We start from the raw sequence: 23,046 nt of genomic DNA, 5'->3' as shown, positions 1-23,046 counted from the left end.
AATGAATGATGACGGGGCGACACCCGTCGTTGGCCGCTGCTGGCGGTGAACTGCCAGCTTACCGCGACACGCTGCGCTCGGCAGGTCGGAAAATGCCCCTCTTGGGCGTCTGGATGACGCGGCACTGATCTGGATCAACTCGAGGGGCGATCCTGCTGCTCAGGCGCGCAGTACCTTGCCGGTCGCGAGATCACGAATGGTGCTGGGACGCGGATTGCCGCCGAGCGGCCCTTCGAGGATCACGTCATTGACCAGCGCGTCGCCGAAGGCGTCACGCACCTCGTCTGCGGTCATGGCAGGCGATTCGCCTGCACGGTTGGCCGAGGTCGACACCAGCGGTCCGCCGAAGGCAGCGCACAATGCCTGAACCAGCGGATGATCGGTCACGCGCACAGCCAGGCTGACGTGTTCACCGCGCAGCAAGGGGTGCGCACGGCCATTGTCAGGCACCAGCCAGGTATAGGGTCCCGGCCAGCTGGCCAGCAGCTGCTCACGCTGCCCGACGGTGACTCCCGCCAACCAGGGTTCCAGCTGGGCGATATCACCGGCGATCAGGATCAGGCCCTTGGCGGCGTCGCGGGACTTGAGCTTGATCAGCCGAGCCAGGGCCTCACCATCGTCGGGATCACACCCCAGCCCCCAGACGGCCTCGGTGGGATAGGCAACGATGCCCCCATTGCGAAGACAGGCAGCGGCGCCGTCGAGGGCACGCTGATCCAGCGAAACATCACTGACATTCATGATCTGCTCGAACTCCTAGCTGCGGCAACACAATGGCGGTGATTCTAGCACGCTCACCGGCGCGAGACCGACGCTGCACATCGACGCAACACGGCGTCGCGTCGGGGTGGCATAGGCGCACCGCCCGGTTCACGGCATGATGAACGGGTCCATCGCCCTCAGGGTATTGCGAAACTGACGCAAAGGCTTGTTTCAAAAGACTATCGAGCTCATTTGAACGCTTTGCTGGACAGTCTCCAGCGCCGGGCCTGATGGCGTTTCACCCCCACTTTTCCTCCCCCTTTTCTTCAGACAAGGATGTGATCCATGCGTCGCGCTTTCTCACTGACCACCTCAGCCGCTCTCTTGCTGGCATTGGCAGGCTGTGCCAGCTCTGGTCCCCAGACGCCGACCGCGCCGGCGCCACGCCCTGCCCCGCTGCAGGATGCCGCGGCGCAGGCGCCCTTGAGCGACCAGGCGATGCTGGCGACCCTGTGGATACAGCGCAGCGCGGAGTTTCATGCCCTGTCACTGCAAGCCTTCAACGTGGCCCACGACCGCCTGAATCTGGCGCTGGCGCGTCGCCACGCGCAGGACAAGCCGCTGGCGGTGGTCGTCGATGTCGATGACACCGTGCTCGACACCACCAGCTACGGCGGCTGGGCACTGCGTGAAGGCCGTACCTACGACAGCCAGAGCTGGGCTGACTGGGTGGATGATGCCGTCTCCACGGCTTCACCAGGCGCCGTGGAGTTCCTCAACTACGCACACGCCAGCGGCGTCGATGTCTACTACATCACCAACCGCAAGGCGGCCGGCAAGCAGGCTACCATCGCCAATCTCGCCGCGCTGGGCTTCCCGCAGGCCAATGCCGAGCACGTGATGCCGCGCACCGACAGCTCCGACAAGACCGCACGCCGCGCGCGGGTCACGCAGGAGCATGACATCGCGCTGCTGATGGGCGATAACCTCGGCGATTTCGATCAGGCCTTCCAGCAGTCCACCACCCGCGCACGCAATGCCGAGGTCGCCCGCCAGGCGGATCAGTTCGGCCGTCGCTTCGTGCTGTTGCCCAACCCGACCTACGGCGAGTGGGAAGGCGTACTCTACGATGGCAACTGGAGTGCCAGTGAGCGCGAGAAGCGCGCCATGCGTGATGCGGCGCTCAATGCCTGGCAGCCCGAGAGCGGCAAGGTCAGCCTCGGCAAATGAGTTCAGGTTGCCGGCCTCCCGGATCATCACTGTCAGGTCGGCAATCTCGGATCATCAATGCCAGGTCGGCGACTTTTGCTCAGAACGTCAGAGTCGTTTCCAGCCGCCCGGTGCCTGCATGACTCGCCCCTCGAGCTCCAGTTCCAGCAACTGCATGCTCAGCTCACTGACCGAGGTGCCGCTCAGCTCGACCAGCTTGTCCAGCGCCAGCGGCACGGCCCCCAGAAAGCACAATGGCGACGCCTCCTGACTGACAGGCGGCGTGGCAGCGCGTGACGCTGGCAGCGCCAGGGACGGCAAGGGCAGTGATGTCGTGGGTGTCGCGAAGGTGGCGGAGGTTGTCGCTTGCCGAGCCGAAGTGGCGGAGCGAGAGGCCGCAGAGGTGGCAGCGGGCTGCCTGGATGACGCCACCCGGGGCTGCACTGCTGTGTGCTCGGCCGAGTGAGCCGGCAGCAGGTGCTCGAGCTCCGCCAGCATGTCATCGACATCGCGTACCAGCGTCGCCCCCTGACGGATCAACTCCAGACAACCGCTGGCGGTGATGTCATCGATGCGTCCCGGCAGCGCGAACACCTCGCGATTCTGCTCCATCGCCAACCGGGCACTGACCAGCGAGCCACTGCGCAGCGTGGCTTCGACCACCAGCACGCCAAGTGACAGGCCGGTGATCAGCCGATTGCGGCGAGGAAAGTGGCGCGCATGCGCGCCGGTGCCAGGCGGATGCTCCGAGAGCAGCAGACCGCCACCCTCCAGCAACCGCTGGCGAAGATGATGATGCTGAGCGGGATAGACCACATCGACCCCACAGCCGAGCACCGCCAGCGTCGAGGGGTTGGCCGCATAGTCGTGCGCACCGAGACGCGCTGACGCCGCCAGGGCCCCCTGATGCGCCGCGGCATCGACTCCCAGCGCCAGCCCACTGGCGACACTCCAGCCACGTGAGACCAGCTCAGCCGCGAAGTCATGTGCATGCCGCAGGCCTGCCTGACTGGCCTTGCGTGCGCCGACGATGGCCAGCATGGGCAACTCAAGCAACGATTGGCGCCCCAGCGCCCAGAGCGCCAACGGCGGGTCCGGCAGGGTGTCGAGCATGGCTGGCCACTCGGGGTCCGCGGGGGTGAGCAGATGATAGCCCTGTGCCGGCGCATGCCAGGCAAGGTCTGCCATCACCTGCTGATAGAGCGGCGAGGATTCAGGGCGCTCGCACCACAGGCGCAGCGGTGCCGCGAGACGTGGCGGCAACACCGCCAGCCAGCCCTGCGGCCAGTCGGCCCGCTCACGCAGCTTGGCCGCGGTATGCGTGCCAAAACCCGGCAGGCGCGCCAGAAAGACGAAATCCGCCCGCGAGGGGCCGCGTTGTTCGACATCGATCGACACGCCATACCTCCCGAGCGGATTATTGACTCACCCTGGTTGTTCACTTCAGCACGACGAGTCGTTTCACCACGCCGTTGCTTGCGGATGACAGGGGCTTTCGATCAGCCGTGGGGCTCCAGCAGCTTGTCACCGACGCTCAATGGGCGGCCGGCCTGCATCACCAGCGCGTAGCTGACCTTGTCGTAGATACGAAATACCATCACCAGGCCACCTTCCTCACCGGGCAGGGTGATCGGCTCGCCGGTGACGGGGTCGGTGATCGTCTCGCCGCGGCGCTCGATACCGAAGACGTACCCCGGCTGGATACCTTCACGGCTGCCGCGATTGAGCGCCACGATGTCATTGCGACCGATGTTGCGCAGTCCATCGGGGGCCGCGAGGATGACACCACCCACATCTTCTTCGGGCGGCTGCGGCTGGAAGCTGGTGGTGATCGCACCACCGTCCGCCGGCAGCAGCAGATCGCCATTGAGAATCTCGCGATTGGCCGACAGCACGCGCAGCACGCCGATATCGCCTTCGCGACGCTCAAGCTTGATGTCGCCGATGCTGATCATCTCCAGCCCCAGAAACTCCTGGGTGTCCGGGTCCAGATAGCGCTGGCCCTTGCGATAGACGCTGTAGGTGTCATTGGCGGACCAGTTGCCACGGGCGTAGATGGTATCGCCGGCGCCGCTGATCAGGCGGGTGTCATCCCCGGCCACGATATAGGGCGCATCGGTGAGCAGCGCCGGGTCAATCACGCGATGCTCTTTCAAGAAGGCCGAGATCTTCTCCAGCGGGATCGGCGGCACCGCCTCGCGCTTGGGAATCTTTCGGATCTGGGGAGACAGCTTGACGACCCCGCCCTGGCCGCGCTCCAGGCGCAGACGTGGCTCGCCATTCTCGTAGTAGAGCGAGATGCGATCGCCCGGATAGATCAGATGCGGATTCTTGATCTGCGGATTGGCGCGCCAGACTTCCGGCCACAGCCAAGGCTCACGCAGAAAGCGCCCGGAGATGTCCCAGAGCGTATCGCCACGCACCACCACGTAGGTGGAAGGTACGTCATCACGCACGGTTGCTGCCTGTGCCAGCGACATCCCTGCGCTTGCCCCCAGCGTCGCCATGCCGAGGAGTGCCGTGAAGACGGCATTGCCGACCAGTCGTTTCATGCCCATTCCTGCGTCCCTTGCGTTATTGCCACCCATCGCTCGGTGGTGATGGTCTTGTTCTGAACTCCGCACCGCGCAGACCCGCTCTGCCCCGCGCCTGGTGGCTGCTGACCCCTGTCCATCGCCATGTCAGATCAATCCTGACTATTGCCGCGATAGTAGCAGCATTGACGGCATTCGGTTCCGTTCCTCGCTTGCGCACACTACAATATCAGGCAAATCCTTTCTGACAGCACAACGGTAATTACACCAGCCATGGCCAAACGCGAAATCCTTGAATTCCCTGATGAGCGTCTGCGCAACGTTGCCGCCCCGATCGACACGATCGATGCCGAGCTGCAGACCCTGATCGACGACATGATCGAGACCATGTATGACGCCCGCGGCATCGGCCTCGCCGCTTCACAGGTCGACGAACATCGCCGTCTCATCGTCATCGACGTCAGCGAAGATCAGTCCCAGCCGCTGGTGCTGATCAACCCGGAATACACCCCGATCGGTGATGAACAGCAACCGATGCAGGAAGGCTGCCTGTCGATTCCTGAATATTATGCCGAAGTCCCGCGCTATCTGAAGGTACGACTCAAGGCTCAGGACCGCAACGGCGATGCCTACGAACTGGAAGCCGATGGCCTGCTGGCACATTGCATCCAGCACGAGCACGACCACCTGCAAGGCAAGCTGTTCGTCGACTACCTCTCCCCGCTCAAGCGTGATCGGGTGATGAAGAAGATGCAGAAGCGTCACAAGCTGCAAGAAGCCTGATCCCTCACGCTCGGCCACACGGCCGATATTGAGCGCATGGCGGCACCGCACGAAGGCCGAGGGCATCCCCTCGGCCTTCGTGCGGTTACTGGTCCATCAGCCGCGTCTGTCGCGCTGGCCGTCCTGCCGCAACCGTCAGCACCTTGAGCACGGCCGCCTCCGTGCTCCTACATGAGTCATAGCACATGTCGAAAGCCCTGCGCATCGCCTTTGCCGGCACCCCCGATTTCGCCGCCGAGTGTCTGTCCGCCCTGCTGGGCAGTCGCCACGAGATCATCAGTGTCCACACCCAGCCTGATCGCCCCTCCGGACGTGGTCGCAAGCTGACCCCGGGCCCCGTCAAGCAGCTGGCGCTCCAGCACGATATCCCCGTCCATCAGCCGCTCAACTTCAAGGACGAGGCCGATCGTCAGATCCTGCGCGACCTCGAGGCCGACATCATGGTGGTGGTGGCCTACGGGCTGATCCTGCCGCAGGCGGTGCTCGATATTCCGCGTCTGGGCTGTCTGAACATCCACGCCTCTCTGCTGCCGCGCTGGCGCGGTGCCGCGCCGATCCAGCGTGCCATCGAAGCCGGTGACAGCGAATCCGGCGTCACCATCATGCAGATGGATGCCGGCCTGGATACCGGTGACATGCTGCTGATCCGCCGCACCCCGATCACCGCCAGCACCACCGGTGGCGAGCTGCACGATGCGCTGGCAGCCCAGGGTGGCGAGGCCATCGTCACGGCTCTCGACGCCATCGCCGCCGGCGACCTGCCCGCGACCCGCCAGCCGGAAGACGGCGTGACCTACGCCGCCAAGCTCTCCAAGGCCGAGGCCGAACTCGACTTCACCCGCCCTGCCGCCGAGCTGGACGCGCGCATCCGCGCCTTCAATCCGTGGCCGGTGGCCTGGACCCGCCTTGAAGGCGAGCCGCTGCGCCTGTGGATGTCCCGCACCGGCGAGCAACGCCTCACCGACAGCGTGACGCCCGGCACACTGCTGGCGCCCGGCAAGGATTGCCTGCGCATCGCCTGCGGCGAGGGCCATGAGGTGCTCGAGATCACTCGCGCCCAGCTGCCCGGCGCCAAGCCGCTGTCCGTCAAGGACCTGCTCAATTCCCGTGCTGCGCGCTTCCCCGAGGGCCTCGTCCTCGGCGCAGATCACGCCCCTGATACCGATTCCCAGACCGAGACTTCCGCATGAGCCAGTCAGACAACCCGTCCTCCAAGGGCAACGGCAAGAAGCGCAACTCCCTGCCGCCGGCCCGCAGCAAGGGCGGCGCTCACAAGCATGGCGGCGCCCGTCGCAAGCCTGACAATGCACCGGCCTCGCCGGGCGCTGCGGTGCGTGTCGCGGCTGCGCGGACGCTGGCCCCGGTGCTGGCCGCGCGCACCTCGCTGAACCTGGACAGCCTGCCGTCCGGCGTCGCCGGGCGTGACCAGGGCCTCTACAAGGCACTGTGCTTCGGCGTCTGCCGTCAGCTGCCGCGTCTGGATGCCTTGGCGGGCAAGCTTTTGAAGTCGTCCTTCAAGTCGCAGGATCAGGACATCCACGCCCTGCTGCTGCTCGGCCTCTATCAGCTGCTGTACATGCGCATCGCCCCGCACGCCGCCGTCGGAGAGACCGCTGGCGCTGCCCGTGGCCTGGGCAAGGGCTGGGCCACCGGCGTGCTCAACGCCTGTCTGCGTCGTTTCCAGCGTGAGCAGGAAGCGCTGGAAGCCGAGGTCGACAAGGACCCCGCCGTCGCCCTGTCCCACCCCCAGTGGTTGCTGGATACCTTCCAGCGCAACTGGCCGGACGACTGGCAGGCCATCGCCGAGGCCAACAACGCCCAGGCGCCGATGACGCTGCGCGTCAATGTCGCCGCCATCAGCCGCGACGACTACCTCGCCCAGCTGGCGGAAGCCGAGATCGAAGGCGTGGCCTGCCCGTTCGCCGAGCACGGCATCACCCTGACCAGCGCCTGCGATGTCAGCGCCCTGCCGGGCTTCGAGGAAGGCCTGGTCAGTGTGCAGGATGAAGCGGCACAGCTGGCCGGTCAGCTGCTGGCGCCGGCCGTGACGGCCATCAACGCCGAGGGTGAAGGCGTGCGCCTGCTGGATGCCTGCACCGCGCCGGGCGGCAAGCTGGCGGACATGCTGGAGCGCTTCCCGGGCCTGGACGCCACCGCCATCGACATCGACGGCGAACGCCTCGAGCGTGTGGAAGAGACGCTGGAGCGTCTGGAACTGGGTGCCGGCGTCGTGTGTGCCGATGCCAGCGAACGCGACTGGTGGGACGGCGAAGCCTTCGATGTCATCCTGCTCGACGCGCCCTGCTCCGGCAGTGGCGTCATCCGTCGTCACCCGGACATCAAGCTGCTGCGTCGCCCGAACGACATCGGCGATCTGGCGCGCCTGCAGGGCAAGCTGCTGGCCAATCTGTGGGGCATGCTCAAGCCCGGCGGCACCCTGGTCTACGGCACCTGCTCCATCATCACCCAGGAAAACGCCCGCGTGATGGACCGCTTCCTGGCCGCGACGCCGGACGCCAAGGCCGAGACCATCAAGGCCGACTGGGGCCGTGTCTCCGGTGCTGGCCGCCAGATGCTGCCACAGGTCAATGGTCACGACGGCTTCTACCTGGCCCACATCACCAAGGCCAGCGCCTGATCACAGCCAGGTGAGCCGTGTCGGCGCGACGTCCGTGATGACATGAGACGCCACGCCTGACATTCCCGGACAGCCGCGCCCCGACTCTCGGGGCGCGGCTGTCTTCCGTCCTGGCACTGGTTTATCCTGTGCCGACTGAGCAACAGCGGACGAGCCGGACATGAAAATCATCATTCTGGGCGCAGGTCAGGTCGGCGGAACGCTCGCCGAACATCTGGCCCATGAAGAAAATGACATCACGGTGGTGGATACCGACAGCGAACGGCTGCGCGAGCTGCACAACCGACTCGACATCCGCACGGTCACGGGGCCGGCGAGCTATCCGCAGATCCTGCGGCAGGCGGGTGGCGAGGATGCCGACATGCTGATCGCGGTGACCAACTCTGACGAGGTCAACATGATCGCCTGTCAGATCGCCCATAGCCTGTTCCACACGCCGACCAAGATCGCGCGTGTGCGCTCGACCGCCTATCTGACCCGCAAGGGCCTGTTCTCGCATGACGCCATCCCGGTCGATGTGCTGATCAGCCCCGAGCAGGTGGTGACGGACCACATCCGCCGCCTGATCGAATATCCCGGCGCCCTGCAGGTGCTCGACTTCGCCAATGGCGTCGCCCAGCTGGTCGCGGTCAAGGCCTATTACGGCGGGCCGCTGGTCGGTCAGGAGCTCGGTTTCCTGCGTCGCCACATGCCCAACGTGGATACCCGCGTCGCCGCCATCTATCGCCGCAATCGTCCGATCATCCCGCGCGGTGACACCGTGATCGAGGCCGATGACGAGGTGTTCTTCATCGCGGCACGCAAGGACATCCGCACCGTGATGGGCGAACTGCGACGCGTCGATCGCAACTTCCGCCGGGTGGTGATCGCCGGTGGCGGCCATATCGGTGAGCGTCTGGCCGAGACGCTGGAGCACAGTCATCAGGTCAAGATCATCGAGCACTCGCTGGCGCGTTGCACCGACCTTTCCGAGCGCCTCGATCGCACCGTGGTCCTGCACGGCAGCGCCACCTCCAAGCGTCTGCTGCTGGAGGAGAACATCGAGGATTGCGACATCTTCTGCGCGCTGACCAACGACGACGAGGTCAACATCATGTCGTCGATGCTGGCCAAGCGGCTCGGTGCCAAGAAGGTACTGACGCTGATCAACAACGCGGCCTACGTGGACCTGGTGCAGGGCGGCGAGATCGACATCGCCATCTCGCCCCAGCAGGCGACCATCGGCGGCCTGCTGACCCACGTGCGCAAGGGTGACATCGTCAATGTCCACTCGCTGCGCCGTGGTGCGGCGGAAGCCATCGAGGCCATCGCCCACGGCGATGAGCGCTCCTCCAAGGTGGTGGGCAGACGCATCGAGGATATCAACCTGCCGGAGGGCACCACCATCGGTGCCGTGGTGCGCGGCAAGGAAGTGCTGGTGGCGCATCATGACCTGGTGGTGGAATCCAACGACCACGTCATCCTGTTCGTGGTCGACAAGCGTCGCATCCGCGAAGTGGAGCGTCTGTTCCAGGTCGGGTTGACCTTCTTCTGATGCCGGCCTCCATGACTTCCGCCCCGCGCCCGCCCCGAACGTCACTCGGTGGCCTCGCCACGCTGCGCCTCTCTCAGGGAGGCGCCGCATGAGCCTACGCGTGATCTCTCGCATCCTCGGTATTCTGCTGATGCTGTTCAGCCTGACGCTGGTGCCGCCGATGCTGATCTCGAGGGTCTTCGAGGACGACACCCTGAGCGCCTTCGCCGTGGCGATGGGCATCACCCTGCTGACCGGTTTTGCGCTCTTCTACCCCAATCGGCACGCCCGCAAGGAGCTGCGCAACCGCGATGGCTTCCTGATCACGGTGCTGTTCTGGACCGTGCTGGGAGCCTTCGGTTCGCTGCCCTTCCTGCTCGCCGAAGACCCGAACCTGACCATCATCGATGCCATGTTCGAGTCGTTCTCGGGCCTCACCACCACCGGCGCCACGGTGATGACGGGGCTCGATCTGCTGCCCCACTCCATCCTCTACTATCGCCAGCAGCTGCAATGGCTGGGCGGCATGGGGATCGTGGTGCTGGCGGTGGCGATCCTGCCGACACTCGGCATCGGCGGCATGCAGCTCTATCGCACCGAGATTCCCGGCCCGCTGAAGGACTCCAAGCTGACGCCGCGCATCACCGAGACGGCCAAGGCGCTGTGGTACATCTACGCCGCGCTGACGCTGGTGTGCTTCGCCAGTTACTGGGCGGCCGGCATGAGCTGGTTCGATGCCCTGGGCCACAGCTTCTCGACCGTCGCGGTCGGTGGCTTCTCGACTCATGACGCCAGCATCGGCTACTTCGATTCCGCCAGCATCGAGATGATCTGCGTGTTCTTCATGGTGGTGTCCTCGATCAGCTTCGGCCTGCACTTCGCCGCCTGGCGCGAGGGGCGTATCAGCCATTATCTGCGCGACCCGGAGACACGTTTCTTCCTGATCCTGCTGCTGATCCTGACCTGCGTCACCATCGCCGGCCTGCTGCTCACCGGCAGCTACGATGACAGCAAGGCGCTGCGCCACGGCCTGTTCGAAGCCGTCTCGGTGGCCACCACCACCGGCTTCGGCGTCGCCGATTTCACCGGCTGGCCGGGTGTCTTGCCGATGATGCTGTTCATCGCCGCCTTCATCGGTGCCTGCTCCGGGTCCGCCGGTGGCGGCATGAAGGTCATCCGCATCCTGCTGATCCTCAAGCAGGGCGTGCGCGAGATCCATCGTCTTATCCACCCCAATGCCATCCTGTCGGTCAAGGTCGGCAAGATGCGCATCTCGGAGGGCGTGGCTGAGGCGGTATGGGGGTTCTTCTCCGTCTACCTGATGCTGTTCGTGCTGATGATGCTGGGCATGCTGGCCACCGGGCTTGACCAGGTGACGGCGTGGTCAGCGGTCGGCTCGGCGCTCAACAATCTGGGGCCGGGACTGGGTGAGGTCGCGACCCACTACGGCGATATCCCGGGGGCCGCCAAGGGCATCCTGATCCTCGCCATGCTGCTGGGGCGTCTGGAGATCTTCACCATCCTGGTGCTGTTCACGCCGGCCTTCTGGCGGCGCTGACAGCCGCTCTGATAGCCCCCCCAGCGTGCCCAGAGCATCACCTTGAACGCAAACGCCCCCGCCGGAGGACTCCGACGGGGGCGTTTTCATTGTGGCGCTTCGACTATGACTCGCCGGTAGTGGCGTCACGGCGCGCCAGCAGGCGGCGCATCGGCGCGGTCGGCTCCAGCACATAGTGGATGCGGCTGGCACGATAGCAGTCGTTGAAGGCATCGAAGTAGTCATCCAGCACGCTGGCCGCATTCTCCTCCCCCGCCTGACGCAGCAGCTCCGCCGCCACTTCCGCCGTGCACAGGTGCGCCTCGGAGGCAGGCTTGCGCAGGTGATAGCGGGTCAGGCGCTGAGTGTGCAGCGGCAGGACCGGCAGGCCGTCCAGATAGGGGCTCTTGCGGAAGATGCGCCGCGCCTGACGCCAGGTACCATCGAGCAGGATGAACACCGGAATGCGCGCCTCGCCACTGGCGGTATGCGTCGCCACATCGGCGCCGACGCCGGCGATGGCATCCACGTCGACCACGCGATCGGCGTAGTCGGGCTGGTCATCCGGGAAGATGATGAAGGGCTGATAGCGCTCATCTTCCAGCAGCGCCAGCAGGCGCGGGTCCGGCTCGACGCGATACCAGCTGAAGACCTCGGTGCCCGCCAGCACATCCGAGATCAGGCGCCCGGTATTGGTCGGCTTGTAATGCTCCAGCGGATGGGTGATCAGCCAGAACTTGATCCGCGACTCGGCGGTGACCTGATAGGGACACAGGCAATTGAGCCTGGGCAGGCGGCACGCCTCACAGCGAATCACCTGACTGCCGCGCGCCTTGAACTCGCGGCGCGGATGCCGTCCGTGCCACGCCTCCGGCTCGCCGCTGGGCAGCGTGGTGATGCCACTGCCTTCGCCTGGCGCGACGGTATCGATTGCCACAGCGTCGCCATCGACGCTGGAGGCGACAGCGGAAGCAGATTGAGGCGCACAGGCGGCGATATCGTCGCCATCAGCCGGCGGGGGGCGGGAATCACACATGATGAGCAGTCAGAACCAAAGAAAAAGGGACGCGCATTCTAGCATGCGCGTCCCTTTCTCCAATTCCTCTATCACAGCTCAGGCGGCCAACTCGCGGGATCAGACCTCGTAGCGGTGCTTGCTGCCGGTCACGAACTTGGGCGGACGACGCTTCCAGTAGCCTGCCAGCAGCGACCCCGAGACGTTGTGCCAGATGGAGAAGATCGCCCCCGGCAGCGCCGCCGTGGCGGAGAAGAACTGACTGGCCAGTGACGCCGCTAGGCCGGAATTCTGCATGCCGACCTCGATGGCGATGGTGCGCGAGGTGCGTTCATCCAGCCCGAACAGACGCGACAGGCCATAGCCAGCGCTCAGGCCGATGGCATTGTGTGCCACGACCGCCAGCGCGACCAGCGGGCCCAGCGTGGCAAGGCGCCCGACATTGAGCGAGACCACGATGGCGATGATCAGCACGATGGCCAGCATGGCCAGACTCGCCAATGCCGACTCCCACTCGCGGATCAGGTCTCGCGCGAAGTGGTGCACGACCACGCCGAGCACGATGGGGGCGACCACCAGCTTGGCGATACTCAGCAGCATGCCGCTGACCGGCACGTTGATATCGGTGCCCAGCAGCCACCAGGTCAGCAGCGGCGTCATCACGATGGAGAGCAGCGTCGAGGCCATGGTCATCGAGACCGATAGCGCCACGTGCCCGCCGGCCAGCCAAGTCATCACGTTGGAGGAGGTTCCCCCTGCCGTGGCACCGACCAGCACCATGCCCACCGTTAGCGCCGGGTCCAGCCCCAGCAGACGCGCGATCAGGAAGGCGGCCAGCGGCATCACGCTATATTGCAGCAGCAACCCAAGCGCGATCGGGCCGGGGCGACGTGCCACGCGTATGAAGTCGTCACGCGACAGGGTCAGGCCCATGGCGAACATGATCAGCGCCAGCAGAGGCTGAATGGTGTCCTTGAGCGCCACGAACGGCGTCGGAGCCACCACGGCGATGCCGGCAAAGACCAGCGCCCACAAGGGGAAGAAACGATTCAGCGTCTCGAACATGCTTTTCACTTTTCGGTCGCCCGGGGCATCGATTTCCCGGAAATTGCTGGCCCGCCTCCCATGGCAGGCCTGAAGGCGCGCATCATAACGTATCAGGCAGCCCCAGGTGGCCCTGATACAACCAATGGCGCACAAGGCGCGGTACCGCCTGACCGGCACTTTCGGCCAGCGGCAGCACGCCGGGCTCGGCCAGTTCATCGGCATTCGGGTCGACCAGCACGATGGGGGCATCCAGCGGCGCTGCTGCATAGAGGTTGGACGCCGGCATGACCTTGAGCGAGGTGCCGACGATCAACAGCAGGTCCGCCTCGGCGGCGATCTCCTCGGCGACCGCATAGAGCGGCACCGCCTCACCGAACCACACCACATCCGGGCGCAGCTGACTGCCCTTGTCACACAGGTCCCCGAGGCGAATGCCGCCACGCGGCAAGGGATAGCGCAGGCCATGGTCGACGCTGGAGCGCGCCTTGAGAATCTCGCCATGCAGATGCACGACCTCGCGCGAACCCGCTCGCTCGTGGAGGTCGTCGATGTTCTGGGTGATGACCGAGACGCGAAAGCCGTGCTGCTCCAGCTCAGCCAATGCCTTGTGGGCCGCGTTGGGCCTGGCGCGGCGTACCTGGGTGCGGCGGTCATCGTAGAAGCGCAGCACCTGCTGGGGGTCACGTCGGAAGGCCTGCGGCGTCGCGATGTCTTCCAGACGATGCTCTTCCCACAGGCCATCCTCGGCACGAAAGGTGCGCAGGCCGCTCTCGGCGCTGATGCCGGCGCCACTCAACACGACCAGGTGGCGTCCGTGACGTGCACCGGGGTCCTTGAAGCCTTCACTCATCTAGCACTCTCTCTGGCGTTGGACAGGATCGAACAGCGGGCATGGCGATCACACTCAGTCATCGATGAAATCCTGACTGCGATCGACACCGAAGCGCCGCTTGTTGCGATAGGGATAGACATCGATCACGCGCCCTTGCGCGATGGCGTCCTGCAGGCCACGCCACCAGCTGGCCTGGAAGATCTCGGGATGCAGCTCGTAGAACAGCTTGCGCAGCTGAATATCGGCAAACAGGAAGGGGCCGAACTCCTCGGGGAAGATGTCGTTGGGCCCCACCGAATACCAGGGCTCGCTGGCCAGTTCCTGCTCAGGGTAACGTGCCTCGGGAATCTCACGGAAGTTGCACTCGGTCAGGTAGCTGATCTCGTCGTAGTCATAGAAGACCACCCGTCCGTGGCGCGTGACGCCGAAATTCTTGAGCAACATGTCGCCGGGGAAGATGTCAGCGGCAGCCAACTGCTTGATCGCATTGCCATAATCATTGAGCACCGCGCGGGTTTCCTCGGCGTCACACTCCTCGAGATACAGGTTGAGCGGCGTCATCATGCGCTCGGTATAGCAGTGACGGATCAGCACCTTGTTGCCGCGCAGGCTGATCGACGAGCTGCACACCTCCAGCAACTCTTCGAGGCAGGCCGGGTCGAAGTGGTCCTTGCCGACGGTGAAGTTCGAGAATTCCTGCGTATCGGCCAGTCGCCCGACCCGATCATGGCGCTTGACCAGACGGTACTTCTCGCGCACCTGATCACGACTCATGTCCTTGCCGGGGGCGAAGCGGTCCTTGATCAGCTTGAACACCAGCCGGTAACTGGGCAGCACGAAGACCGCCATCACCATGCCGCGTACGCCCGGCGCGATGATGAACTGATCGGAGCGACTCGCCACATGCTGGTTGAGGCCGCGGAACAGCTCGGTCTTGCCATGCTTGTAGAAGCCGATGGCAGCGTACAGCTCGCCGATGGGCTTCTCGGGCATCAGGGTCTGCAGGAACCCGACCACCTCGCTGGGCACTTCGATCTCGACCTGGAAATAGGCCCGCGTGAAGGAGAAGATGATCGAGACCTCTTCCGGCTCGATGATCACGGTATCCAGATAGACGCCATCGCGCTCGGTATGCAGCACCGGCAACACCAGCGGCAGGGTCTGGCCGCCACCCTCGATGCGCCCGACCAGATAGGCCCCCTTGTTGCGATAGAAGACGCTGCGCAGCATCTCGAAGGCGGCGTCCGGCGCATCGCGCACCGCCTCAGGCAGCGTCGCGAGCAACATCTCGGCGCCCAGCGTCACATCGCGCCCCTGATGCTCGAAGGCGATCCCCAGCGGCGCCTCGTTGAGCACGGATTCGAGTGCCCCGGCCCAGTCACCCTCTACCGGCACACGATGACTGATGCTCAAGCCGGAATGGCGTGCCGGCCTCTGGCGGGATGGCGAGACGAACATCCAGTCGTCTCGGATGTGACGATGGGAAAACACGCTGCAGAAGATGGAGTTGTAGAAGGTCTCGGCCAGCTTGTAGTCGAGGCGTTGATCGATCAGCGCCATGTACTGCCGCTTGGCCTCACCCCACAGGGTGCACTCGCACAGGCGGTCGGGCTCGAAGGCGCGCTCCAGCCGCTCCATGGTGGCGGCGACCTTCTCGTCGTAGAGGTTGATACGCGCGGCGGAGGCCTGCTGGGCTTCCCGCCAGTCGGCCTCGATGAAGCGGCGCCGCGCATCACTGGAGATCTGCTTGAAGCGTGATCGATATTCATCGAAGCCATGCAACACGGTCGCCGCCAGTCGCTGGCCCTGCTGGCCATTGCCGCGCTCGTCACTGTCCACATCATTGCCCATCGCCGCCTCCCTGCCCTTCAGTCACCTGACATGACCAAAGCATGCGGACTGTCGCGCCAGCAAGCGAGACGACAATGGTCGCGGGCCTTCAACCCTGACTCACGCTAGGTGCGCCATCCATCAAGGCCGGGATGGCAGCGGACCGCCTGAAACGCAGAACGCCACCCCGCAAGCGAGGTGGCGTTCATGATGTCTGACGATGGCCAGGGGCGCGTGGCTTACAGCTCATGCCCCAGCGAGGCCGCCGAGTCGGCCAGCGGCTTGACGCGGCGCTCGGCCTCGAACAGGTCATCGGCCATGCCGGCCTGCTCGGAACTCATGTCCAGCGCATCGATGCGCGAGGCCTGGAAGCGGTCACGCTGCTCATCCAGGCCCGCGAAATCGAACAGGTCGCGGTCCGCCAGGTGTGACGGCGCCACCGAGGTGACGGCATGGAACATGGTTTCCAGCCGCCCCGGATGCTTCTTCTCCCAGTCCTGCAGCATCTCCTTGACCACCTGACGCTGCAGATTCTCCTGCGAGCCGCACAGGTTGCAGGGAATGATCGGAAACTCGCGGGCGTTGGAATAGGCCTCGATATCGGACTCACGGCAATAGGCCAGCGGGCGAATCACGATATGGCGCTGGTCATCGGAGAGCAGCTTGGGCGGCATCGTCTTGAGCTTGCCACCGAAGAACATGTTCAGGAACAGCGTCTCGAGGATGTCGTCGCGGTGGTGACCGAGGGCGATCTTGGTCGCGCCGATCTCGGCGGCGAAGCCATACAGCGAGCCGCGACGCAGGCGCGAGCACAGCCCGCAGGTCGTCTTGCCCTCCGGCACCTTCTCCTTGACGATGGAATAGGTGTCGCGCTCGAGGATGTGGTACTCGACGCCCACCGACTCGAGCCATGCCGGCAGCACATGCTCCGGGAAGCCGGGCTGCTTCTGGTCGAGATTCACTGCCACCAGCGTGAACTGCACCGGCGCATTGCGCTGCAGGTTCATCAGGATATCCAGCATGGTGTAGGAATCCTTGCCCCCGGACAGGCACACCATCACCTTGTCACCATCACGGATCATGCCGTAATCGGTGATGGCGGTACCGACATTGCGCCGCAGGCGCTTCTGCAACTTGTTCAGTTCGCGCTTGGCAGTGGCCGCATCAGTGGGGCTGGACGAAAGCTCGCTATCGGGTGTGAACATGGGGCATCAGGCTGGCAGTTTGGAAGGGCGCACAGTCTAGCATTGGCCAGTAGACGGTCACAGAGGCAGCGCGCTTCAGGCGGGGGTGCCTGCCCCTGTCGGGCCAGGTGGCGTGACGCCGACGCAAGATACGCCAACGCCCGCAGTCAGCGGGCGTTGGCGTGTGGCATGCGCTGTGGGGAACAGCGGCGCTTGCGCGGACTTCCTGCAAGCTAGAAAAGGCGCAAGCTAGAAAAGGCGCAGGCTAGAACAGGCGCAGCACTTCCAGATAGCGGATCACCACCCCGCCCAGCATCACGAGGATACCGAAGCGTTGCAGTCTGAATTCAAGCGCAGTGAGCGCAAGCTTGCGAGACCAGAACATCAGCACACCGCGCATGTCCTGTGTCCGGCGAATATAGAGGCCGTAGGCAAACAGCACGATGGCCAGGCCAAGAATCAACAGCGTATTGGTCGCGATCAGCATGTCGCACCTCGTGGGCAAGTACCCCTGAGTCATAAGGAAGGCAATCGTGGGCGGATGCCTTATCTGAAGCCGGGCCCCGAGCAGATGCCCGGGGCCCGACAGTCATCACCTGGCGCAGTGATGACGATCCTGAAGAGAATGATGCCGTCCTCAGGCCTGACAGAGGCTGGCTGACAGCAGGTCCGTATCACGCGTGGCCTTTGCTCGCTGTCGCCGCTTCATTATGGTTATCAAAGCTGCTCGGTCTTGCATCCTGCATGGCTTGGCCGTCCTGCTGGCCGGTAGTGCACTGGCGTGTAATCAGAGTCGACCTCTCGCCGCAGTGGGCGTGTCGTATGGCAGCCAGTGTGGACAAAGGCAGTGAGCCGGGCCATTGGACATTCCGGCAACAGACCTTGGAATAATAGCCTTGAGGATGATGTCGGCTGATGAGACGTCTGATACCGGGCCTGACACGCATTCAGAGCCTGCCCAGCGCCTACCCAGGCCCCTGACATAAGCCCCTGCCAGAGCACCTGCCAGAGCACCTGACATAAGCCTCGCTCAGGCCTGGCTGGCCAGCGAGGGCGACAGCGGTGCCTGCATCAGGCGCTGCGCCATCAGCGCACTGGTCACGGCGTCCCCCAGCGCGCTGTGGCGACCGATCACCGGCACGCCCAGGGCGTCAGCCATCGCCTCGAAGCGCAGGTCCGGGGCGGCGTCCGGCTGCTCATGCTTGCAGCGCCGGGCGTAATCGCGCGCCAGATCATGACGCTGGTTGGGCAGATCAAAGCCGAAGCGTGGCCGCAGGTGACGGTTGATCACCGCGACATCGAAGTCGATGCACCAGCCCACCAGCGGACGATTGCCGATGAACTCCAGCAGCTGTCGCAGCGCATCCCCCAGCGCTTCTCCGCCATGCAGATCGATACCGCGCAGACGATGGATGCGGATCGAGTCGCCCTGCAGCCCTTGCGGGCATTGCAGGTAGAGCGACAGTGCGCTGGAGGTATGGATATGGCGCGCATCGAAACGCACCGCCGCCAGCGAGACCAGCTCGGCGTGGCCGACATCGAGACTGGTGGTCTCGCAGTCCAGCGCCACACGCTCCCCCCCCCGCTCGGCGGCATGCCAGGGACGAAAGAGCTCGGCAAACTCGCCCTGCGCATGACGACGACGATCACTGGCGCGTCTCAGTTGTTCGAACATGCCACCTCCCCTCGGCCTTGAGGCCGGTTCAGTATTCCAGGTGATAACGATGTGACAGGCGCTGCTTGAAGTCCTTGACCCGACTCAGGGCATCGCGCAATAGATCACGCTCCAACGAGGACAACGACTGGGTGATGATCAGGTTGCGACTCCCCGCCTCCCGCGCCGCCGTGGTCTTGTCCTGGCCATCCCTTCGCGAGTCGCCAGCCCCGCCGGCAGCAGCGCCGTGTTCATCCTCTTCCAGATGGTGCAGCTGCTGGCGCAGACGCAACTCGGCAAACAGCGACAGTGCCTCGGCAAGGTCGGCGCTGTCGCTGGCCTCGATACGCCCATCACTGACCAGCGCCTCAAGCCGCGCGAAGGTGCCGGTGGCCATCACTCCGCGTTCCAGCGCCATGGTGCGAACGCCATGCACGATGGGGAAGATGCCGCCCTTCTTGATATCGATGCCGTGGCGCGGCGAGCGCAAGGAGCCGAACAGCGTCAGCGGGGTCGAGAAATGCAGCGCCGGGCGCGCGAAGTGCGACAGCAGCAGTTCATCGCGCGTGGCGTGGCGCACCAGGTGGCCGCGCAAGCTGTCGACCAGCGCTTCATTGCCGCCGCTGGCGCGCGCATCGAAGACGATGGCCAGATTCATCAGCGCCTCGCCATCGCGCCCGGCGCACCAGCGTGCGATCTTGCCGCGCCAGCGCGACTCGGTGGCGACCCACTCCGGATTGGAGACCATGATGTTGCCCGGGCATGGTGGATAGCCGAGACCCGCCAGGGCGTCACTGAAGCGCTGCAGGGTGTCCTCGTTTTCGGGCCACTGGTGGCCATCGGCGATGATCAGCCCATTGTCCTGATCGGTCTTGAGGATCTGTTCGCCGCGCCCTTCGCTGCCCATCAGCATCAGGCAACTCGAGGTCCGGTGCTCCTCCTCCACCAGCATGGCGAAGGTGCGCTCGATCAGGCGCCCGTTGAGCGCACTCAACAGCGCCATGGCATGGCGAATGTGGACTCCCTGCATCGCCAGCGCCCTGACCATTTCCGGCAGACGCGCACTGGCCTGCTCAAGCGCCGCCATGTCAGAGGCGCGCTCGATCTCGAGACTCACCAGCTGACTGCGATTGGAGAAGAACCCCAGCACGTCGGTCAGCTCGATGACCCCGACGACCGCCGCGTCAGGCGTCAGGCGCTCCTTGACCACGACCCGCGCGACCCGGTGGCGAGTCATCTGCACCAGCGCCTGGAACAGATATTCCTCCGCCGTGACCGCCACCAGCGCAAAGCTGCCCAGCGAGGCGAGCGGATGATTGGCAGCCAAGCCCTGAATCACCAGCGCATTGAGCAGGTCCGTGCGTGTCACCACGCCCTGACGCCCCTCGACAGAGATGATCAGGCTGTCCGCCCCCGACGTCTGCATGGCCTTGACGCCCTGCTCGATACTGGCGCTGGCCGCCAGCTTGAGCGGCGGACGCATACAGTCCATCACCCGCGCCAGCATGAAGCCCGCCTGGTCGCGACTCGCGCCCTGACGGGTGTCACGCTGCGCCGCCAGCAGCCGCGCCTTGTCACTCAGGCTGTGCTGGAAGTACTCACCGAAGTCAGGACACTCGTCGCACAGCGAGAAGAACAGCTGTGCGGGCAGCTGATAGCACAGCGTCTCCTGCTCACAGACGAAGCGGGTGCGGCAATGGCCATTGAGCAGCGTCAGCGCCCCGAACAGGTCCCCCGCGGTGTAATGACCGATGCGCAGGCTGACCCAGGCATCCAGCCCCTCGCGCTGCGCCTTGTCGAGCGTGGCGGCGTCCGGCAGTGCCGAATCGGCGGCCAGTTCCGCCACCTCGCCCTTGTGAATGATGTAGACCGCCTCACCGACGGCCCCCGGCACCAGCGGCTGCGCCAGCGCCTCGAAATAGTGAAGGTCCACCCCTTCGGCCAGCCGTTGCCGAAGACGCTCATCCAGCAGACTGAACGGCGGCTCCTCGAACGCGATATCCACCAGTGACGCTTGCATGACAGCGACTCCCCTCTGCGCGTGCAGCGCTGATCGATGCACGAGCCCTCAAACCACGAGGCCCCGCCTGCAGGTGCAAGACGGGGCTTCGGGAAACGGGGGCCTGTTCGCACCGATGCTGCGTGCTGCGCGAACAGGCCCTGCTGCCTGAATCAGTGATCCACTGCTGTTCCGGCCCCGCGCGGAACACGAATGTCCTCGACGATATGCTGGATGTGCTCGGGCGGCGGCGGAGTCATCTTGCAGACGATGACCGCGACGACGAAGTTGAGCACCATGCCCAGCGAGCCGATCCCCTCCGGCGACACACCCAGCAACCAGTTCTCGGCGCTGTTGAGTTCCGGCGAGATGAACTTGAAGTAGACGATGTAGCTGAAGGTGAAGACCAGGCCGACCAGCATGCCCGCGATGGCACCTTCCTTGTTCATGCGCTTGGAGAAGATCCCCAGCAGGATGACCGGGAAGAAGCTCGATGCCGCAAGCCCGAAGGCAAAGGCCACCACCTGCGCCACGAAGCCTGGCGGATTGATGCCGAAGTAACCGGCGATCACGATGGCCACGGCCGCCGCCATGCGTGCCGCCATCAGCTCCTGCTTCTCGCTGATGTCTGGCTTGAAGGTCTTCTTGAGCAGGTCATGCGAGATGGCCGACGAGATGACCAGCAACAGACCGGCCGCCGTCGAGAGTGCTGCCGCCACCCCACCCGCCGCCACCAGCGCGATGACCCATGCCGGCAGGTTGCCGATCTCCGGGTTGGCCAGCACGATGATGTCGCGATCGATGTAGACCTCGCTCTCGTTGTCGGTAGGCGTGTTGCTCACCAGACGCTGACCGTACTCACCGCGGGCCGCCTGGCTGTCGGCGCTGCCTTCGTAGCTCGGCTTGCCCGCGAAGGGATCACCGCCACGCATCTGGATGATGCCGTCGCCATTCTTGTCGACCCAGCCGATCAGCCCGGTGTTCTCCCAGTTGTAGAACCAGCCCGGCAGCTCCTCATAGGCCGTCTCGTTGACGGTCTCGACCAGATTCACCCGCGCGAAGGCACCCACGGCCGGCGCAGTGGTATAGAGCAGTGCGATGAAGAACAGCGCCCAACCGGCGGAGATACGTGCATCCTTGACCGTCGGCACCGTGAAGAAGCGCACGATGACGTGGGGCAGGCCCGCGGTACCGCACATCAGCGCGGCGGTGATGAAGAAGACATCGATGGTGGACTTGGAACCCTCGGTGTACTCGCGGAAGCCGAGATCGGTCACCACCTGATCGAGCTTGTGCAGCAGATAGACGCCGGTGTCATTGCCCTGGGCATCGACCAGGGTGCCGCCGAAACCGGTCTGCGGCAGCACGTGGCCCGTCATCATGATCGACAGGAACACCGCCGGCACCAGGAAGGCGAAGATCAGCACGCAGTACTGGGCCACCTGGGTATAGGTGATGCCCTTCATACCGCCGAGTACCGCATAGAAGAAGACGATCGCCATGCCGATCACCACGCCGACGTTCACGTCCACCTCGAGGAAGCGCGCGAAGACGATGCCGGTACCGCGCATCTGGCCGGCGACATAGGTGAAGGAAATGAAGATGACGCAGACCACCGCCACGGTGCGCGCGACGCTGGAGTAGTAACGGTCACCGACGAAGTCGGGCACCGTGAACTTGCCGAACTTGCGCAGGTACGGCGCCAGCAGCATGGCCAGCAGGACGTAGCCGCCGGTCCAGCCCATCAGGTAGACGGAGGCGTCATAGCCGACATAGGCGATGATGCCCGCCATCGAGATGAACGAGGCTGCCGACATCCAGTCAGCGGCGGTCGCTGCCCCGTTGGCGATGGGGTGAACGCCACCCCCGGCGACATAGAATTCCTTGGTGGAACCGGCTCGCGACCACACCGCGATCCCGATATAGAGCGCAAATGACGCGCCCACGAACAGATAGGTCAGCAGTTGAACATCCATTGGCAGTGTCCTTGGCGATGTCGATCATATTGTTCTTATTCACACAACGGCGCGGCACGACGAGCGGCCTGTGCCCGGCGTGTCACTGACTCATTGCTCGTGAACATCGAAGCGCTCATCGAGCTTGTTCATCGAACGGGCATACAGAATGATCAGCGCGAGGAAGAAGTAGATTGCCCCCTGTTGCGCAAACCAGAAGCCCAACTTGAAACCGAAGAACTGGATGTTGTTCAGCACGTCCACCAGCAATATCCCGCATCCATAGGACACCACGAACCAGACCACGAGATAGCCCATGATCAGTTTGATATTGGCGGACCAATACGCCTTGGCATTCGCTTCCTTCATGATGGTGTTCTCGCATTGTTATTGTGATTGGCGAAGTGGAGTGATTGGCGATCCGGAGATCGATGACCACCCGTCAGCGGATGATCCTTTCTCGGCGGCTGATGGGTATTTCCTGCGCCTTTCAAGGCATGACAGGAAACTTGGCGACTCGAATCTGACAGTAGACAAGGCCCTGCAACGCTGCAGGCTGACTTTAGTCGAGAATGTCAGCCATCCCTGATGGAGCAAAGTTGAGAACGATGCAA

General features: G+C 64.4%; 19 protein-coding genes. 6 read left to right on the top strand and 13 right to left on the bottom strand.

Translation table 11 applies throughout. The features are described from left to right. Nucleotides 1–159 precede the first annotated feature (159 nt). A complete protein-coding gene (locus QD356_RS16140) occupies nucleotides 160–741 on the bottom strand; it encodes a Sua5/YciO/YrdC/YwlC family protein (RefSeq protein ID WP_192839397.1) in 582 nt (193 codons plus the stop codon). A 306-nt stretch (nucleotides 742–1,047) separates the two neighbouring features. Here QD356_RS16140 and QD356_RS16135 point away from each other — a divergent pair, with 306 nt between their 5' ends. Continuing rightward, on the top strand, nucleotides 1,048–1,932 hold the full coding sequence (locus QD356_RS16135) for a 5'-nucleotidase, lipoprotein e(P4) family (protein WP_192839396.1): 885 nt from the start codon (nucleotides 1,048–1,050) through the stop codon (nucleotides 1,930–1,932). Between the two features lie 87 nt (nucleotides 1,933–2,019). Here QD356_RS16135 and dprA read toward each other — a convergent pair whose 3' ends face one another. Next, nucleotides 2,020–3,309: a DNA-processing protein DprA gene (gene dprA, locus QD356_RS16130; RefSeq protein WP_279878325.1), complete on the bottom strand. Its 1,290-nt coding sequence runs from the start codon at nucleotides 3,307–3,309 to the stop codon at nucleotides 2,020–2,022. 101 nt (nucleotides 3,310–3,410) lie between these two features. Further along, complete coding sequence (locus tag QD356_RS16125; RefSeq protein ID WP_054556857.1) at nucleotides 3,411–4,463, bottom strand: LysM domain-containing protein; 1,053 nt, start codon at nucleotides 4,461–4,463, stop codon at nucleotides 3,411–3,413. 255 nt (nucleotides 4,464–4,718) lie between these two features. Here QD356_RS16125 and def point away from each other — a divergent pair, with 255 nt between their 5' ends. From def to QD356_RS16100, 5 genes are all read left to right on the top strand, one after another. Next, nucleotides 4,719–5,228, top strand: coding sequence for a peptide deformylase (def, locus tag QD356_RS16120; protein ID WP_043333797.1), 510 nt, complete (start codon nucleotides 4,719–4,721; stop codon nucleotides 5,226–5,228). A gap of 185 nt (nucleotides 5,229–5,413) precedes the next feature. Then, a complete protein-coding gene (fmt, locus tag QD356_RS16115; protein ID WP_192839395.1) occupies nucleotides 5,414–6,418 on the top strand; it encodes a methionyl-tRNA formyltransferase in 1,005 nt (334 codons plus the stop codon). Next, on the top strand, nucleotides 6,415–7,866 hold the full coding sequence (gene rsmB, locus QD356_RS16110; protein WP_107336004.1) for a 16S rRNA (cytosine(967)-C(5))-methyltransferase RsmB: 1,452 nt from the start codon (nucleotides 6,415–6,417) through the stop codon (nucleotides 7,864–7,866). Before fmt ends, rsmB begins: the two co-directional genes overlap by 4 nt. Nucleotides 7,867–8,026: 160 nt before the next feature. Next, nucleotides 8,027–9,400 (top strand): Trk system potassium transporter TrkA, encoded by a 1,374-nt coding sequence (gene trkA / locus QD356_RS16105; RefSeq protein WP_043333795.1) that lies wholly within the window; start codon nucleotides 8,027–8,029, stop codon nucleotides 9,398–9,400. 88 nt (nucleotides 9,401–9,488) lie between these two features. Next, nucleotides 9,489–10,937 (top strand): TrkH family potassium uptake protein, encoded by a 1,449-nt coding sequence (locus QD356_RS16100; protein ID WP_043333794.1) that lies wholly within the window; start codon nucleotides 9,489–9,491, stop codon nucleotides 10,935–10,937. Between the two features lie 103 nt (nucleotides 10,938–11,040). On the opposite strand, the gene QD356_RS16095 is transcribed toward QD356_RS16100, so the two are convergent. The 10 genes from QD356_RS16095 to QD356_RS16050 form a co-directional block, all read right to left on the bottom strand. After that, a complete protein-coding gene (locus QD356_RS16095; RefSeq protein WP_192839394.1) occupies nucleotides 11,041–11,952 on the bottom strand; it encodes a DTW domain-containing protein in 912 nt (303 codons plus the stop codon). Nucleotides 11,953–12,051: 99 nt separating this feature from the next. After that, nucleotides 12,052–12,996 carry a bile acid:sodium symporter family protein gene (locus tag QD356_RS16090; RefSeq protein ID WP_043333793.1) on the bottom strand — a complete coding sequence of 315 codons (945 nt, stop codon included), beginning with the start codon at nucleotides 12,994–12,996 and terminating at the stop codon, nucleotides 12,052–12,054. 82 nt (nucleotides 12,997–13,078) lie between these two features. Further along, nucleotides 13,079–13,828 (bottom strand): Sir2 family NAD-dependent protein deacetylase, encoded by a 750-nt coding sequence (locus tag QD356_RS16085; RefSeq protein ID WP_052384572.1) that lies wholly within the window; start codon nucleotides 13,826–13,828, stop codon nucleotides 13,079–13,081. A gap of 54 nt (nucleotides 13,829–13,882) precedes the next feature. After that, complete coding sequence (aceK, locus tag QD356_RS16080; RefSeq protein ID WP_192839393.1) at nucleotides 13,883–15,661, bottom strand: bifunctional isocitrate dehydrogenase kinase/phosphatase; 1,779 nt, start codon at nucleotides 15,659–15,661, stop codon at nucleotides 13,883–13,885. A 218-nt stretch (nucleotides 15,662–15,879) separates the two neighbouring features. Next, nucleotides 15,880–16,845 carry a tRNA 2-thiocytidine(32) synthetase TtcA gene (ttcA, locus tag QD356_RS16075; RefSeq protein ID WP_082388814.1) on the bottom strand — a complete coding sequence of 322 codons (966 nt, stop codon included), beginning with the start codon at nucleotides 16,843–16,845 and terminating at the stop codon, nucleotides 15,880–15,882. 244 nt (nucleotides 16,846–17,089) lie between these two features. Continuing rightward, nucleotides 17,090–17,311 carry a hypothetical protein gene (locus QD356_RS16070; RefSeq protein ID WP_043333792.1) on the bottom strand — a complete coding sequence of 74 codons (222 nt, stop codon included), beginning with the start codon at nucleotides 17,309–17,311 and terminating at the stop codon, nucleotides 17,090–17,092. Between the two features lie 543 nt (nucleotides 17,312–17,854). After that, nucleotides 17,855–18,499, bottom strand: a complete 645-nt coding sequence (locus QD356_RS16065) for a 3'-5' exonuclease (RefSeq protein ID WP_131432712.1) — start codon at nucleotides 18,497–18,499, stop codon at nucleotides 17,855–17,857. 28 nt (nucleotides 18,500–18,527) lie between these two features. Next, the gene (locus QD356_RS16060) at nucleotides 18,528–20,498 is read right to left on the bottom strand and encodes a DUF294 nucleotidyltransferase-like domain-containing protein (RefSeq protein ID WP_225996668.1); all 1,971 of its coding nucleotides are present in this window, start codon (nucleotides 20,496–20,498) and stop codon (nucleotides 18,528–18,530) included. Nucleotides 20,499–20,650: 152 nt separating this feature from the next. Next, nucleotides 20,651–22,453: a sodium:solute symporter family protein gene (locus tag QD356_RS16055; protein WP_054556853.1), complete on the bottom strand. Its 1,803-nt coding sequence runs from the start codon at nucleotides 22,451–22,453 to the stop codon at nucleotides 20,651–20,653. 90 nt (nucleotides 22,454–22,543) lie between these two features. Beyond that, a complete protein-coding gene (locus QD356_RS16050) occupies nucleotides 22,544–22,801 on the bottom strand; it encodes a DUF4212 domain-containing protein (protein ID WP_043333789.1) in 258 nt (85 codons plus the stop codon). Nucleotides 22,802–23,046: the final 245 nt, after the last annotated feature.

This window comes from Cobetia sp. 2AS (assembly GCF_029846355.1).
Taxonomy (GTDB): domain Bacteria; phylum Pseudomonadota; class Gammaproteobacteria; order Pseudomonadales; family Halomonadaceae; genus Cobetia; species Cobetia amphilecti.
Note: the sequence above shows the minus strand (reverse complement) of the source record. Positions and strands in the feature narration are given on the sequence as shown.

Coding starts and splice junctions, on each gene's coding strand:
- QD356_RS16070 (WP_043333792.1), bottom strand. CDS start 17,311: ATGCTGATCGCGACCAATACGCTGTTGATTCTTGGCCTGGCCATCGTG.
- QD356_RS16125 (WP_054556857.1), bottom strand. CDS start 4,463: ATGAAACGACTGGTCGGCAATGCCGTCTTCACGGCACTCCTCGGCATG.
- QD356_RS16060 (WP_225996668.1), bottom strand. CDS start 20,498: ATGCAAGCGTCACTGGTGGATATCGCGTTCGAGGAGCCGCCGTTCAGT.
- trkA (WP_043333795.1), top strand. CDS start 8,027: ATGAAAATCATCATTCTGGGCGCAGGTCAGGTCGGCGGAACGCTCGCC.
- fmt (WP_192839395.1), top strand. CDS start 5,414: ATGTCGAAAGCCCTGCGCATCGCCTTTGCCGGCACCCCCGATTTCGCC.
- QD356_RS16095 (WP_192839394.1), bottom strand. CDS start 11,952: ATGTGTGATTCCCGCCCCCCGCCGGCTGATGGCGACGATATCGCCGCC.
- QD356_RS16100 (WP_043333794.1), top strand. CDS start 9,489: ATGAGCCTACGCGTGATCTCTCGCATCCTCGGTATTCTGCTGATGCTG.
- QD356_RS16135 (WP_192839396.1), top strand. CDS start 1,048: ATGCGTCGCGCTTTCTCACTGACCACCTCAGCCGCTCTCTTGCTGGCA.
- def (WP_043333797.1), top strand. CDS start 4,719: ATGGCCAAACGCGAAATCCTTGAATTCCCTGATGAGCGTCTGCGCAAC.
- rsmB (WP_107336004.1), top strand. CDS start 6,415: ATGAGCCAGTCAGACAACCCGTCCTCCAAGGGCAACGGCAAGAAGCGC.
- QD356_RS16065 (WP_131432712.1), bottom strand. CDS start 18,499: ATGTTCGAACAACTGAGACGCGCCAGTGATCGTCGTCGTCATGCGCAG.
- QD356_RS16090 (WP_043333793.1), bottom strand. CDS start 12,996: ATGTTCGAGACGCTGAATCGTTTCTTCCCCTTGTGGGCGCTGGTCTTT.
- QD356_RS16050 (WP_043333789.1), bottom strand. CDS start 22,801: ATGAAGGAAGCGAATGCCAAGGCGTATTGGTCCGCCAATATCAAACTG.
- QD356_RS16140 (WP_192839397.1), bottom strand. CDS start 741: ATGAATGTCAGTGATGTTTCGCTGGATCAGCGTGCCCTCGACGGCGCC.
- aceK (WP_192839393.1), bottom strand. CDS start 15,661: ATGGGCAATGATGTGGACAGTGACGAGCGCGGCAATGGCCAGCAGGGC.
- QD356_RS16085 (WP_052384572.1), bottom strand. CDS start 13,828: ATGAGTGAAGGCTTCAAGGACCCCGGTGCACGTCACGGACGCCACCTG.
- ttcA (WP_082388814.1), bottom strand. CDS start 16,845: ATGTTCACACCCGATAGCGAGCTTTCGTCCAGCCCCACTGATGCGGCC.
- QD356_RS16055 (WP_054556853.1), bottom strand. CDS start 22,453: ATGGATGTTCAACTGCTGACCTATCTGTTCGTGGGCGCGTCATTTGCG.